Source organism: Pseudomonas sp. GL-RE-26, from assembly GCF_019956275.1.
GTDB classification, from domain to species: domain Bacteria; phylum Pseudomonadota; class Gammaproteobacteria; order Pseudomonadales; family Pseudomonadaceae; genus Aquipseudomonas; species Aquipseudomonas grandcourensis.
This window is the reverse complement of record NZ_JAHBDI010000055.1, coordinates 19,979-32,940: the sequence shown is the minus strand read 5'-3', so window position 1 is coordinate 32,940 and position 12,962 is coordinate 19,979. Positions and strand designations below refer to the sequence as shown.

The window sequence follows — 12,962 nt, the reverse complement described above, 5'->3', positions numbered from 1 at the left end:
ACGATCAGGCAGTCGCCTTGTCGTCCTTCTTAAGACTTGCAGGCGGCCAGTTGTCGAGGCGCATGCCGAGGGACAGACCGCGGGAGGCCAGAACGTCCTTGATTTCAGTCAAGGATTTCTTGCCCAGGTTCGGAGTCTTCAACAGCTCTACTTCGGTACGCTGAATCAGGTCACCGATGTAGTAGATGTTTTCCGCCTTAAGGCAGTTAGCCGAACGTACAGTCAGTTCCAGATCGTCAACCGGGCGAAGCAGGATCGGATCGATCTCGTCTTCCTGCTCGACAACCACTGGCTCACTGTCACCCTTGAGGTCGACGAACGCAGCCAACTGCTGTTGCAGGATGGTTGCAGCGCGGCGAATTGCCTCTTCAGGATCCAGAGTACCGTTGGTTTCCAGATCAATAACCAGCTTGTCCAGGTTAGTACGCTGCTCGACACGGGCGTTTTCCACCACGTATGCGATACGGCGAACCGGGCTGAACGAAGAGTCAAGCTGCAAGCGACCGATGCTGCGGCTTTCGTCTTCATCGCTCTGACGCGAATCTGCCGGTTCATAACCACGACCACGAGCTACTACGAGCTTCATGTTCAGGGCGCCGTTAGACGCCAGGTTAGCGATTACGTGATCGGGATTAACGATCTCGACATCATGATCCAGCTGAATATCGGCAGCGGTAACCACCCCCGAACCCTTCTTCGACAAGGTCAGCGTAACTTCGTCACGACCGTGCAGCTTGATAGCCAGACCTTTAAGGTTCAACAGGATTTCAATTACGTCTTCCTGTACACCTTCGATGGCGCTGTACTCGTGGAGCACACCGTCAATCTCGGCCTCGACTACTGCACAGCCGGGCATTGAGGACAACAGGATGCGGCGCAGCGCGTTGCCCAGGGTATGGCCAAAGCCACGCTCGAGAGGCTCGAGAGTGATCTTGGCGCGGGTTGGACTGACAACCTGCACATCAATGTGGCGGGGTGTCAGGAACTCATTTACCGAAATCTGCATGGATGCACCTATTTTCTAGCCCTTACTTGGAGTAGAGCTCGACAATCAGGCTTTCGTTGATGTCGGCGGACAGATCACTGCGAGCTGGAACGTTCTTGAAAACGCCCGACTTCTTCTCAGTGTCTACTTCTACCCATTCTACGCGGCCACGTTGGGCACACAGATCGAGAGCTTGGACAATGCGAAGTTGATTTTTTGCTTTCTCGCGAACAGCGACCACGTCACCAGCACGAACCTGGTAGGACGGAACGTTAACGGTCTGACCGTTTACGCTGATCGACTTGTGCGATACCAGCTGACGGGATTCGGCACGAGTCGAACCAAAGCCCATACGGTATACAACGTTGTCCAGACGGCATTCGAGCAGTTGCAGCAGGTTTTCACCGGTTGCACCTTTCTTGCCAGCAGCTTCTTTGTAGTAGCCGCTGAATTGACGCTCGAGAACGCCGTAGATACGACGGACCTTCTGCTTTTCACGCAGTTGGGTGCCGTAATCGGACTGGCGACCGCGGCGTTGGCCGTGGATACCAGGTGCTGCTTCAATGTTGCACTTCGATTCGATCGCGCGCACGCCGCTCTTCAGGAAGAGATCGGTGCCTTCGCGACGAGCGAGTTTGCATTTTGGACCAATGTAACGAGCCATTCTTTACAATCTCCTGGATTACACGCGGCGCTTCTTCGGCGGACGGCACCCGTTGTGCGGGATTGGCGTCACGTCGGTGATGCTGGCGATCTTGTAGCCACAGCCGTTCAAAGCGCGGACTGCGGATTCACGACCTGGACCTGGACCTTTGACATTGACGTCGAGGTTTTTCAGGCCGTATTCCAGCGCAGCTTGACCAGCACGTTCAGCAGCTACTTGAGCAGCAAACGGGGTGGACTTGCGGGAACCGCGGAAACCCGAACCACCGGAGGTAGCCCAGGAAAGAGCGTTACCTTGACGGTCGGTGATGGTCACGATGGTGTTGTTAAAAGATGCATGGATGTGGGCGATGCCATCAACCACTGTCTTTTTAACTTTTTTACGAGGACGAGCAGCAGGTTTTGCCATGATTAATTTCCTGTCGATTCGCTGGGGCGATTACTTGCGGATCGGCTTACGCGGACCTTTACGGGTACGCGCGTTGGTCTTGGTACGCTGACCGCGCACTGGAAGACCGCGACGATGACGCAGACCGCGATAGCAACCGAGGTCCATCAAGCGCTTGATTTTCATGTTGATTTCGCGACGCAGGTCACCTTCAGTGGTGAACTTCGCCACTTCGCCACGCAGCTGTTCAATTTGCTCGTCGCTCAGATCTTTGATCTTTGCTGCTGGGTTTACCCCAGTCTCTGCACAAATTTTCTGTGCAGTAGTGCGACCAACACCATAGATGTAGGTCAGCGAGATAACAGTATGCTTGTTATCTGGAATGTTAACGCCTGCAATACGGGCCATTCAGTGGGACTCCAATTGACAGCTACCTACGCCCCGGAAGCCAAGAAATAGGGCGCGAGATAATATCGCTGTAATAACAAATAATCAACCCGGCAGCGCACTAGCTGCCGGGCTTGAAGCACAATCACACTCAGCCTTGGCGCTGTTTGTGACGCGGTTCCGCGCTGCAAATTACTCGAACAACACCTTCGCGGCGAATAATCTTGCAGTTACGGCACAGCTTTTTCACCGATGCACGAACTTTCATCACCAACTCCTCGAACCTTATGGGTCAGCGCAGCATGCCGCTGCCGTAACCCTTCAGGTTGGCTTTCTTCATCAGGGATTCGTACTGGTGCGAAACGAGGTGCGATTGTACTTGGGACATGAAGTCCATCACAACCACGACGACGATCAGCAACGAGGTCCCGCCAAGGTAGAACGGTACGTTGGCTGCAACCACCAGGAACTGGGGCAACAGGCAGACGGCCGTCATGTAAAGAGCACCGAACATGGTCAAGCGAGTCAGAACGCCATCAATGTAGCGCGCAGACTGCTCACCTGGACGGATGCCCGGAATAAAGGCACCGGACTTCTTCAGGTTTTCCGCTACGTCTTTCGGATTGAACATCAACGCCGTATAGAAGAAGCAGAAGAAAATAATCCCTGCACTAAACAGCAGAATATTCAACGGCTGACCAGGAGCGATCGACTGCGAGATGTCCTGCAACCAGCCCATACCTTCAGACTGACCGAACCAGGCACCCAACGAAGCCGGGAACAGCAAAATGCTGCTCGCGAAAATAGCCGGAATAACACCGGCCATGTTCACCTTCAGCGGCAAGTGGCTAGTCTGCGCAGCGAAGACCTTGCGGCCCTGCTGACGCTTGGCGTAGTGAACAGCAATACGACGCTGACCACGCTCAATGAACACCACGAAACCGATAATCGCTACTGCCAGCAAACCGATGGCAACCAGGGCGAAGATGTTGATATCACCCTGACGTGCAGACTCGAAAGACTGCCCGATCGCTCTCGGAAGACCGGCGACGATACCCGAAAAAATCAACATCGAGATACCGTTGCCAACACCACGCTCAGTAATCTGCTCACCCAGCCACATCATGAACATCGCACCAGCCACAAAAGTGGATACCGCGACGAAATGGAAGCCAAAGTCACCAGTGAACGCAACGCCCTGCCCCGCCAGACCAATGGACATGCCAATGGCCTGGACGAGAGCGAGGACGACAGTGCCGTAGCGGGTGTACTGGCTGATCTTGCGACGGCCAGCTTCACCTTCCTTCTTCAACTGCTCCAGCTGCGGGCTGACGGCTGTCATCAGTTGCATGATGATCGATGCCGAGATGTACGGCATGATCCCCAGTGCAAAGATGCTCATCCGCTCCAGCGCGCCGCCGGAAAACATGTTGAACAAGCTAAGAATGGTCCCCTCATTCTGTCGAAACAGGTCCGCGAGTCGGTCCGGGTTGATACCTGGAACCGGGATGTGTGCGCCTATTCGGTAGACGATAATCGCCAGGAACAGAAAACGCAGACGAGCCCAGAGTTCAGACATACCGCCTTTGCCGAGCGCAGAGAGAGCACCTTGCTTAGCCATTTATTCCTCGAACTTGCCGCCAGCTGCTTCGATAGCCGCACGCGCACCTTTGGTGGCGCCGATTCCCTTGCCGATAGTGACAGCGCGAGTCACTTCACCGGACAGCATGATTTTCACACGCTGTACGTTGACGTTGATCACGTTGGCATCTTTCAGGGACTGCACGGTGACGATGTCGCCTTCCACTTTAGCCAGCTCGGACAGACGCACTTCTGCGCGGTCCATGGCCTTCAGGGAAACGAAACCGAACTTCGGCAGGCGACGATGCAGCGGCTGTTGACCGCCTTCAAAGCCTGGAGCAATGGTGCCACCGGAGCGGGAGGACTGACCTTTGTGGCCACGGCCACCGGTCTTGCCCAAACCACTACCGATACCACGGCCCGGACGATGCTTTTCGCGACGGGAACCCGGCGCTGGACTCAGATCATTGAGTTTCATCGATTAACCCTCGACACGCAGCATGTAGTAAGCCTTGTTGATCATCCCGCGATTCTCGGGAGTATCAAGTACTTCTACAGTGTGACCGATGCGACGCAGACCCAGACCCTTAACGCACAATTTGTGGTTAGGGATGCGGCCGGTCATGCTTTTGATCAGCGTAACTTTTACGGTAGCCATGATCAGAAGATCTCCTTGACGCTTTTGCCACGCTTGGCGGCAATGGATTCAGGAGACTGCATAGCTTTCAAACCTTTAAAAGTGGCGTGAACCACGTTTACCGGGTTAGTCGAGCCGTAGCACTTGGCCAGAACGTTCTGAACACCAGCAACTTCGAGGACAGCACGCATAGCGCCGCCAGCGATGATACCGGTACCTTCAGAAGCAGGCTGCATGTACACCTTCGAAGCGCCGTGACCGGACTTCATTGCGTACTGCAGAGTGGTGCCGTTCAGATCAACTTGGATCATGTTGCGGCGAGCAGCTTCCATTGCCTTCTGGATCGCAGCAGGCACTTCACGCGACTTGCCACGGCCGAAGCCAACACGCCCTTTACCATCACCCACCACGGTCAACGCGGTGAAAGTGAAGATACGGCCGCCTTTAACGGTTTTGGCTACGCGGTTAACTTGAACCAGCTTCTCGATGTAGCCTTCGTCGCGCTTTTGGTCGTTATTTGACATAACTTAGAACTCCAGCCCAGCTTCACGAGCAGCATCAGCCAGCGCCTTGACGCGGCCGTGATACTTGAAGCCAGAGCGGTCGAAAGCCACCTGCGAGACGCCAGCGGCTTTAGCACGCGTAGCGACCAGCTGGCCAACCTTAGTGGCCGCGTCGATGTTGCCAGTGGCGCCATCACGCAGTTCTTTATCCAAAGTCGAGGCAGATGCCAGGACTTTGTTGCCGTCGGCCGAAATGACCTGGGCGTAGATGTGCTGCGACGAGCGGAACACGCAGAGACGCACGACTTCGAGTTCGTGCATTTTCAGGCGTGCTTTGCGAGCGCGACGCAGTCGAGTAACTTTTTTGTCGGTCATTTGCTATGCCCTACTTCTTCTTGGCTTCTTTACGACGGACGACTTCGTCCGCGTAGCGCACACCTTTGCCTTTGTACGGCTCTGGTGGACGGAAGTCGCGGATCTCGGCGGCCACTTGACCTACCAGCTGCTTATCGATGCCCTTGATCAGGATATCGGTCTGGCTAGGAGTCTCAGCGGTGATGCCTTCCGGCAGTTCATAATCCACTGGGTGCGAGAAGCCAAGAGCCAGGTTCAGCACTGTGCCTTTTGCTTGCGCTTTGTAACCAACACCGACCAGCTGGAGCTTGCGCTCGAAGCCTTGGCTTACGCCTTGGACCATGTTGTTTACCAACGCACGAGTGGTACCAGCCATTGCGCGAGTTTGTTGATCGCCATTGCGAGCAGCGAAACGCAGCTCACCAGCTTCTTCAACGATCTCAACGGACGAATGGATGTTCAGTTCGAGAGTGCCCTTGGCACCCTTCACCGAAAGCTGTTGGCCTGCGAATTTTACTTCGACACCGGCTGGCAGCTTAACGGGGTTCTTAGCGACGCGTGACATGCTTATCCCCCCTTAGAACACAGTGCAAAGAACTTCGCCGCCGACACCGGCAGCGCGCGCAGCACGATCCGTCATCACACCTTTGTTGGTGGAGACGATAGACACACCGAGACCGCCACGAACTTTTGGCAGATCATCGACGGACTTGTACTGACGCAGGCCTGGACGGCTAACGCGCTTCACTTCTTCGATGACCGGACGGCCTTCGAAGTACTTCAGCTCGATGGACAGCAGTGGTTTGATTTCGCTGCTGATCTGATAACCCGCAATGTAACCTTCGTCCTTCAGGACTTTGGCAACAGCTACCTTCAAAGTAGAAGATGGCATGCTTACGACGGACTTTTCAGCCATCTGGGCATTACGGATTCGAGTTAGCATGTCCGCTAACGGGTCCTGCATACTCATGGGCTAGACGCTCCTAATACAAAAAAATTAGCCTTGCGGCTACTACTTGTCGCCGAGCTCATCCATGCGGAAAAAGCACGGGCTCAGGCGAGCCGGGTATTCTAGACACACCCCACAAATGAATCAAGCCCCAAAAGGGGCTTGATTCAAGTTCAAGGTCACCGGTGGTCAGGATCTTGCGATCCGGACCACCGAGACTTTGACAGTGCTTACCAGCTGGCTTTAACCAGACCAGGTACGTCACCACGCATTGCAGCTTCACGCAGTTTGTTACGGCCGAGGCCGAACTTGCGGTAAACGCCGTGTGGACGACCGGTCAGGCGGCAGCGGTTACGCATGCGCGAAGCGCTTGCGTCACGTGGCTGCTTCTGCAGAGCTACTGTAGCTTCCCAACGTGCTTCTGGACTTGCGTTCAGATCAACGATGATAGCTTTCAGTGCTGCACGCTTCTTGGCGTACTTGGCAACCGTGAGCTGACGCTTCAGCTCGCGGTTTTTCATGCTCATCTTGGCCATTTTCCTACTCCAATCAGTTGCGGAACGGGAATTTGAAAGCACGCAGCAGCGCGCGACCTTCATCATCGTTCTTGGCAGTGGTGGTCAGGGTAATGTCCAGACCGCGGAGAGCATCGATCTTGTCGTAGTCGATTTCCGGGAAGATGATCTGCTCTTTAACGCCCATGCTGTAGTTACCACGACCATCGAAGGACTTGGCATTCAGGCCGCGGAAGTCGCGGACCCGAGGCAGGGAGATCGACAGCAGACGATCCAGGAATTCGTACATACGCTCACGGCGCAGGGTCACTTTGACGCCGATCGGCCAACCTTCACGGACTTTAAAGCCAGCGATGGATTTGCGAGCGTAGGTCACAACGACTTTCTGGCCGGTGATCTTTTCCAGGTCAGCAACAGCGTGCTCGATGACTTTTTTGTCACCGACCGCTTCGCCCAGACCCATGTTCAGGGTGATTTTGGTAACGCGTGGAACTTCCATCACGTTCGAAAGCTTAAGTTCTTCCTTAAGCTTCGGTGCGATTTCCTTCCAGTAAATCTCTTTTAGTCGTGCCATGGTCTCATCTACCTAGCAGTGTTCAAGCATCAACCGCTTTTTGGGTCGACTTGAAGACACGAATTTTCTTGCCGTCTTCTACTTTGAAACCAACGCGGTCAGCCTTGTTGGTTTCGCCGTTGAAAATGGCGACGTTAGAAGCATCCAGTGGAGCTTCTTTTTCGACGATACCGCCCTGCACGCCCGACATCGGGTTAGGCTTGGTATGACGCTTGACCAGGTTCAGACCACCAATAACCAAACGGTTGTTAGCGAGAACCTTAAGCACCTTACCGCGCTTACCTTTGTCTTTGCCGGCGATCACGATGATCTCGTCGTCACGACGAATCTTTTGCATGTCGGATCTCCTTACAGCACTTCTGGGGCGAGCGAGACGATCTTCATGAACTTCTCAGTACGAAGTTCACGGGTCACTGGCCCAAAGATACGGGTGCCGATCGGCTCTTGCTTGTTGTTCAGAAGAACAGCAGCGTTGCCATCAAAGCGGATAATGGAGCCATCAGCACGACGTACGCCGTGACGAGTGCGGACTACAACAGCAGTCATCACTTGGCCTTTTTTCACTTTACCGCGAGGAATTGCTTCCTTCACGGTAACTTTGATGATGTCACCGATACCAGCGTAACGACGATGGGAGCCACCCAGCACCTTGATGCACATAACACGGCGAGCGCCGCTGTTATCGGCCACATCGAGCATGGATTGAGTCTGAATCATATAATTTCTCCGACCCCTAGTCCTTAGACTTCCACAGCGCGTTCGAGAACATCAACCAATGCCCAAGACTTGGTCTTGGCCAGCGGACGAGTTTCACGAATAGTGACTTTGTCGCCGATGTGGCACTGATTGGTTTCGTCGTGTGCGTGCAGCTTAGTCGAACGCTTAACGTATTTACCGTAGATCGGGTGCTTAACGCGACGCTCGATCAGAACGGTGATGGTTTTGTCCATCTTGTCGCTGACAACACGGCCAGTCAGCGTACGGACAGTTTTTTCGGCTTCAGCCATGATTACTTACCTGCCTGCTGGTTAAGCACAGTCTTCACGCGAGCGATGTCACGTTTAACTTGCGAGAGCAGATGAGACTGCCCCAACTGGCCAGTTGCTTTCTGCATACGCAGATTGAACTGGTCGCGCAGCAGGCCGAGCAGTTGCTCGTTCAGCTGCTGTGCGGATTTTTCACGAAGTTCATTCGCTTTCATCACATCACCGTCCGTTTAACAAAGGCGGTGGCGAGCGGCAGCTTTGCAGCAGCCAGGGCAAAAGCCTCACGCGCCAGCTCTTCAGTAACACCCTCGATTTCATACAGGACTTTGCCTGGCTGAATCTGGGCAACCCAGTACTCCACACTACCCTTACCTTTACCCATCCGAACTTCGAGTGGTTTTTTGGAAATAGGCTTGTCCGGGAATACACGGATCCAGATCTTGCCGCCACGTTTAACGTGACGGGTCAGAGCACGACGCGCTGACTCGATCTGACGAGCGGTGAGACGACCACGAGCTACAGACTTCAGCGCGAACTCGCCGAAGCTGACTTTGCTACCGCGCTGTGCCAGACCACGGTTGTGGCCTGTCATCTGCTTGCGGAACTTCGTACGCTTTGGTTGCAACATTTGGCGTACCCCTTACTTAGCAGCTTTTTTACGAGGCGCTGGTGCTTGTGGTTTCAGTTCTTCTTGGCGACCACCAATTACTTCGCCTTTGAAGATCCAAACCTTTACACCGATCACACCGTAAGTGGTGTGAGCTTCGTAGTTGGCATAGTCGATGTCGGCACGCAGGGTGTGCAATGGCACACGACCTTCGCGATACCATTCAGTACGTGCGATTTCAGCACCGCCGAGACGACCGCTCACTTGGATTTTGATGCCTTTGGCACCAATGCGCATGGCGTTCTGTACGGCGCGCTTCATAGCGCGACGGAACATTACACGACGCTCCAGCTGCTGAGCTACGCTCTGCGCAACCAGCATACCGTCGAGCTCCGGCTTGCGGATCTCTTCGATATTGATGTGCACAGGCACACCCATTTGCTTGGTCAGGTCCTGACGCAGTTTCTCAACATCTTCACCTTTCTTCCCGATAACGATACCTGGACGAGCGGTGTGGATGGTGATACGTGCAGTTTGGGCCGGACGATGGATATCGATACGGCTTACGGACGCGCTTTTTAGTTTGTCTTGGAGATACTCACGCACCTTCAGATCTGCGAGCAAATAGTCCGCATAAGTCCGACCGTCTGCGTACCAGACGGAGGTGTGCTCCTTGACGATTCCCAGGCGAATGCCAATGGGATGTACTTTCTGACCCATCTCTTCGACTCCGTTACTTGTCAGCAACCTTGACAGTGATATGGCAAGACCGCTTGACGATGCGATCAGCACGGCCTTTGGCACGTGGCATGATGCGCTTCAGCGAACGCCCTTCGTTGACGAAAACGGTGCTGACCTTCAGGTCATCAACGTCCGCGCCTTCGTTATGCTCGGCGTTGGCTACGGCCGACTCCAGCACTTTCTTCATGATCTCGGCGGCTTTCTTACTGCTGAAAGCCAACAGGTTGAGCGCTTCGCCCACCTTCTTCCCGCGGATCTGGTCGGCGACCAAGCGGGCTTTCTGGGCGGAGATTCGAGCGCCCGACAACTTAGCGGCTACTTCCATTTCCTAACCCCTTAACGCTTGGCTTTCTTGTCTGCCACGTGCCCGCGATAAGTGCGGGTACCGGCGAACTCGCCCAGTTTGTGGCCGACCATGTCTTCGTTCACGAGAACTGGGACGTGCTGACGACCGTTGTGTACTGCGATGGTCAAACCGACCATTTGTGGCAGGATCATCGAACGACGCGACCAGGTTTTCACCGGTTTGCGATCGTTCTTTTCCGCCGCCACTTCGATCTTCTTCAGTAGGTGAAGATCGATAAAAGGACCTTTTTTCAGAGAACGTGGCACTGTCGTATCCCTCTATTTACTTGCGACGACGGACGATCATTTTGTCGGTACGCTTATTACCACGAGTCTTCGCGCCCTTAGTCGGGAAGCCCCATGGCGATACCGGATGACGACCACCAGAGGTACGACCTTCACCACCACCATGTGGGTGGTCAACCGGGTTCATGGCAACACCACGAACGGTTGGGCGAACGCCACGCCAGCGTTTGGCACCAGCTTTACCCAGCGAACGCAGGCTGTGCTCGGAGTTCGAGACTTCGCCCAGGGTCGCACGGCATTCAGCCAGGACTTTACGCATTTCACCGGAACGCAGACGCAGGGTAACGTACACGCCTTCACGAGCGATCAGCTGAGCCGAAGCACCAGCGGAACGAGCGATCTGAGCGCCTTTACCTGGCTTCAATTCGATGCCGTGTACGGTGCTACCAACTGGAATGTTGCGCAGTTGCAGAGCGTTGCCCGGCTTGATCGGTGCCAGGGCACCTGCGATCAGCTGGTCGCCAGCGCTCACGCCTTTAGGGGCGATGATGTAGCGACGCTCGCCATCTGCGTACAGCAGCAAAGCGATGTGAGCAGTACGGTTTGGATCGTATTCGATACGCTCGACAGTGGCAGAGATGCCATCTTTGTCGTTGCGACGGAAGTCGACCAGACGATAATGCTGCTTATGACCACCACCGATGTGACGAGTGGTAATACGGCCATTGTTGTTACGACCACCAGTCTTCGATTTCTTCTCGAGCAGCGGTGCGTGAGGAGCGCCTTTATGCAGCTCCTGGTTGACCACCTTGACCACAAAACGGCGGCCAGGGGAAGTCGGTTTGCATTTAACGATTGCCATGATGCACCCCTTCCTTACTCAGCACTGCTGCTGAAATCGAGATCTTGGCCTGGCTGAAGGGAGATAACTGCCTTCTTCCAGTCATTACGCTTGCCCAGACCGCGAGCAGTGCGCTTGCTCTTACCCAGAACATTCAGGGTAGTAACACGCTCTACTTTCACGCTGAACAGGCTTTCGACGGCCTTCTTGATTTCCAGCTTGGTTGCGTCGGTAGCAACCTTGAAAACGAACTGGCCTTTCTTGTCTGCCAGAACCGTAGCCTTCTCGGAAACGTGCGGGCCAAGCAGAACTTTAAATACGCGTTCCTGGTTCATCCCAGCAGCTCCTCGAATTTCTTCACGGCCGACACGGTGATCAACACCTTGTCGTATGCGATCAGACTAACTGGATCGGAACCTTGCACGTCACGTACATCTACGTGTGGCAGGTTACGAGCAGCCAGGTACAGGTTCTGATCAACAGCGTCGGACACGATCAGAACGTCGGTCAGGCTCATGTTGTTCAGTTTGCCCAGCAGGTCTTTGGTTTTCGGCGTTTCAACGGCGAAATCCTGAACCACGACCAGACGATCAGTACGCACCAGCTCAGCAAGGATGGAACGCATTGCTGCGCGATACATCTTCTTGTTCAGCTTCTGGGAGTGATCCTGAGGACGAGCTGCGAAAGTGGTACCGCCGCCACGCCAGATTGGGCTACGGATAGTACCGGCACGAGCACGGCCAGTACCTTTCTGACGCCATGGGCGCTTGCCGCCACCACGAACGTCGGAACGGGTCTTTTGCTGCTTGGAACCCTGACGGCCGCCGGCCATGTAGGCCACGACTGCTTGGTGAACCAGCGTCTCGTTGAATTCGCCGCCAAATGTCAGTTCGGAAACTTCGATCGCTTGAGCGTCATTTACATTTAATTGCATGTCAGCTTCCCCTTAACCGCGAGCCTTGGCTGCTGGACGTACAACCAAGTTGCCGCCAGTAGCGCCAGGAACAGCGCCCTTGACCAACAACAGATTGCGTTCAGCGTCCACGCGCACTACTTCGAGGGACTGCACGGTCACGCGCTCAGCGCCCATATGACCGGACATTTTTTTGCCCTTGAATACACGACCAGGAGTCTGGCACTGGCCGATAGAGCCTGGAACGCGGTGGGATACGGAGTTACCGTGGGTGTTATCTTGCCCGCGGAAATTCCAACGCTTGATCGTACCCTGGAAGCCTTTACCCTTGGACTGACCGGTTACATCAACCAGTTGACCAGCGGCGAAGATTTCAGCGTTGATCAGATCGCCGGCCTGGTACTCGCCTTCTTCAAGGCGGAATTCCATTACGGTACGACCAGCGGCAACGTTCGCTTTAGCGAAGTGGCCAGCCTGAGCTGCTGTTACACGCGAAGCACGACGCTCGCCGACAGTGACTTGCACTGCACGATAGCCATCGGTCTCTTCAGTTTTGAACTGGGTGACGCGATTCGGTTCGATCTCAATGACCGTGACCGGAATGGAGACACCTTCTTCGGTGAAAATACGGGTCATACCGCATTTACGACCGACTACACCAATAGTCATGTTGTAAACCTCATGAGTGTACGGGGCTTTCACCCGCTATGGCCGCCCATTTCAGAGCGTTACACGACTAAGACCGAG

At 54.7% G+C, this 12,962-nt stretch carries 26 protein-coding genes; all 26 read right to left on the bottom strand.

Features of this window, described 5'->3' with window-relative positions; all coding sequences use genetic code 11:
- Positions 1-4: 4 nt before the first annotated feature.
- The gene (locus tag KGB07_RS24295) at positions 5-1,006 is read right to left on the bottom strand and encodes a DNA-directed RNA polymerase subunit alpha (RefSeq protein ID WP_007970428.1); all 1,002 of its coding nucleotides are present in this window, start codon (positions 1,004-1,006) and stop codon (positions 5-7) included.
- Positions 1,007-1,028: 22 nt separating this feature from the next.
- Positions 1,029-1,649 carry a 30S ribosomal protein S4 gene (gene rpsD, locus KGB07_RS24290; RefSeq protein WP_003176404.1) on the bottom strand — a complete coding sequence of 207 codons (621 nt, stop codon included), beginning with the start codon at positions 1,647-1,649 and terminating at the stop codon, positions 1,029-1,031.
- Between the two features lie 18 nt (positions 1,650-1,667).
- Positions 1,668-2,057, bottom strand: a complete 390-nt coding sequence (gene rpsK / locus KGB07_RS24285; protein WP_002555466.1) for a 30S ribosomal protein S11 — start codon at positions 2,055-2,057, stop codon at positions 1,668-1,670.
- Between the two features lie 30 nt (positions 2,058-2,087).
- Positions 2,088-2,444 carry a 30S ribosomal protein S13 gene (gene rpsM, locus KGB07_RS24280; RefSeq protein ID WP_009045849.1) on the bottom strand — a complete coding sequence of 119 codons (357 nt, stop codon included), beginning with the start codon at positions 2,442-2,444 and terminating at the stop codon, positions 2,088-2,090.
- A 130-nt stretch (positions 2,445-2,574) separates the two neighbouring features.
- The gene (rpmJ, locus tag KGB07_RS24275) at positions 2,575-2,691 is read right to left on the bottom strand and encodes a 50S ribosomal protein L36 (RefSeq protein ID WP_002555468.1); all 117 of its coding nucleotides are present in this window, start codon (positions 2,689-2,691) and stop codon (positions 2,575-2,577) included.
- 24 nt (positions 2,692-2,715) lie between these two features.
- Positions 2,716-4,044, bottom strand: a complete 1,329-nt coding sequence (secY, locus tag KGB07_RS24270; RefSeq protein WP_003228718.1) for a preprotein translocase subunit SecY — start codon at positions 4,042-4,044, stop codon at positions 2,716-2,718.
- Complete coding sequence (gene rplO, locus KGB07_RS24265) at positions 4,045-4,482, bottom strand: 50S ribosomal protein L15 (RefSeq protein ID WP_007896782.1); 438 nt, start codon at positions 4,480-4,482, stop codon at positions 4,045-4,047.
- A gap of 3 nt (positions 4,483-4,485) precedes the next feature.
- The gene (rpmD, locus tag KGB07_RS24260) at positions 4,486-4,662 is read right to left on the bottom strand and encodes a 50S ribosomal protein L30 (protein WP_003186033.1); all 177 of its coding nucleotides are present in this window, start codon (positions 4,660-4,662) and stop codon (positions 4,486-4,488) included.
- A 2-nt stretch (positions 4,663-4,664) separates the two neighbouring features.
- Entirely contained in the window at positions 4,665-5,165 is a 501-nt protein-coding gene (gene rpsE / locus KGB07_RS24255) for a 30S ribosomal protein S5 (protein ID WP_007943782.1), read from the bottom strand.
- Positions 5,166-5,168: 3 nt separating this feature from the next.
- A complete protein-coding gene (gene rplR / locus KGB07_RS24250; RefSeq protein ID WP_003186037.1) occupies positions 5,169-5,519 on the bottom strand; it encodes a 50S ribosomal protein L18 in 351 nt (116 codons plus the stop codon).
- A gap of 10 nt (positions 5,520-5,529) precedes the next feature.
- Entirely contained in the window at positions 5,530-6,063 is a 534-nt protein-coding gene (gene rplF / locus KGB07_RS24245) for a 50S ribosomal protein L6 (protein WP_003176412.1), read from the bottom strand.
- A 12-nt stretch (positions 6,064-6,075) separates the two neighbouring features.
- Positions 6,076-6,468: a 30S ribosomal protein S8 gene (gene rpsH / locus KGB07_RS24240; protein ID WP_003186040.1), complete on the bottom strand. Its 393-nt coding sequence runs from the start codon at positions 6,466-6,468 to the stop codon at positions 6,076-6,078.
- A gap of 209 nt (positions 6,469-6,677) precedes the next feature.
- A complete protein-coding gene (gene rpsN, locus KGB07_RS24235) occupies positions 6,678-6,983 on the bottom strand; it encodes a 30S ribosomal protein S14 (protein ID WP_003176414.1) in 306 nt (101 codons plus the stop codon).
- A gap of 13 nt (positions 6,984-6,996) precedes the next feature.
- Complete coding sequence (gene rplE / locus KGB07_RS24230) at positions 6,997-7,536, bottom strand: 50S ribosomal protein L5 (protein ID WP_003176415.1); 540 nt, start codon at positions 7,534-7,536, stop codon at positions 6,997-6,999.
- A 22-nt stretch (positions 7,537-7,558) separates the two neighbouring features.
- A complete protein-coding gene (rplX, locus tag KGB07_RS24225) occupies positions 7,559-7,873 on the bottom strand; it encodes a 50S ribosomal protein L24 (protein WP_003176416.1) in 315 nt (104 codons plus the stop codon).
- Between the two features lie 11 nt (positions 7,874-7,884).
- On the bottom strand, positions 7,885-8,253 hold the full coding sequence (gene rplN / locus KGB07_RS24220; protein WP_002555479.1) for a 50S ribosomal protein L14: 369 nt from the start codon (positions 8,251-8,253) through the stop codon (positions 7,885-7,887).
- 23 nt (positions 8,254-8,276) lie between these two features.
- Positions 8,277-8,543: a 30S ribosomal protein S17 gene (gene rpsQ / locus KGB07_RS24215; protein WP_003176419.1), complete on the bottom strand. Its 267-nt coding sequence runs from the start codon at positions 8,541-8,543 to the stop codon at positions 8,277-8,279.
- Positions 8,544-8,545: 2 nt separating this feature from the next.
- Positions 8,546-8,737, bottom strand: a complete 192-nt coding sequence (gene rpmC, locus KGB07_RS24210; RefSeq protein WP_002555481.1) for a 50S ribosomal protein L29 — start codon at positions 8,735-8,737, stop codon at positions 8,546-8,548.
- The gene (gene rplP, locus KGB07_RS24205) at positions 8,737-9,150 is read right to left on the bottom strand and encodes a 50S ribosomal protein L16 (RefSeq protein WP_008145497.1); all 414 of its coding nucleotides are present in this window, start codon (positions 9,148-9,150) and stop codon (positions 8,737-8,739) included. Before rplP ends, rpmC begins: the two co-directional genes overlap by 1 nt.
- A gap of 12 nt (positions 9,151-9,162) precedes the next feature.
- Positions 9,163-9,849 carry a 30S ribosomal protein S3 gene (rpsC, locus tag KGB07_RS24200; protein ID WP_008065719.1) on the bottom strand — a complete coding sequence of 229 codons (687 nt, stop codon included), beginning with the start codon at positions 9,847-9,849 and terminating at the stop codon, positions 9,163-9,165.
- A 13-nt stretch (positions 9,850-9,862) separates the two neighbouring features.
- Entirely contained in the window at positions 9,863-10,195 is a 333-nt protein-coding gene (gene rplV, locus KGB07_RS24195) for a 50S ribosomal protein L22 (RefSeq protein ID WP_003103908.1), read from the bottom strand.
- Positions 10,196-10,206: 11 nt separating this feature from the next.
- The gene (gene rpsS, locus KGB07_RS24190) at positions 10,207-10,482 is read right to left on the bottom strand and encodes a 30S ribosomal protein S19 (RefSeq protein ID WP_002555486.1); all 276 of its coding nucleotides are present in this window, start codon (positions 10,480-10,482) and stop codon (positions 10,207-10,209) included.
- Positions 10,483-10,498: 16 nt separating this feature from the next.
- Positions 10,499-11,323 (bottom strand): 50S ribosomal protein L2, encoded by an 825-nt coding sequence (gene rplB / locus KGB07_RS24185; protein ID WP_003176423.1) that lies wholly within the window; start codon positions 11,321-11,323, stop codon positions 10,499-10,501.
- A 14-nt stretch (positions 11,324-11,337) separates the two neighbouring features.
- Positions 11,338-11,637, bottom strand: a complete 300-nt coding sequence (gene rplW / locus KGB07_RS24180; protein ID WP_002555488.1) for a 50S ribosomal protein L23 — start codon at positions 11,635-11,637, stop codon at positions 11,338-11,340.
- Complete coding sequence (gene rplD, locus KGB07_RS24175; RefSeq protein ID WP_003228735.1) at positions 11,634-12,236, bottom strand: 50S ribosomal protein L4; 603 nt, start codon at positions 12,234-12,236, stop codon at positions 11,634-11,636. The genes rplW and rplD overlap by 4 nt, the downstream gene beginning before the upstream one ends.
- Positions 12,237-12,248: 12 nt before the next feature.
- Entirely contained in the window at positions 12,249-12,884 is a 636-nt protein-coding gene (rplC, locus tag KGB07_RS24170; RefSeq protein WP_003186059.1) for a 50S ribosomal protein L3, read from the bottom strand.
- Positions 12,885-12,962: the final 78 nt, after the last annotated feature.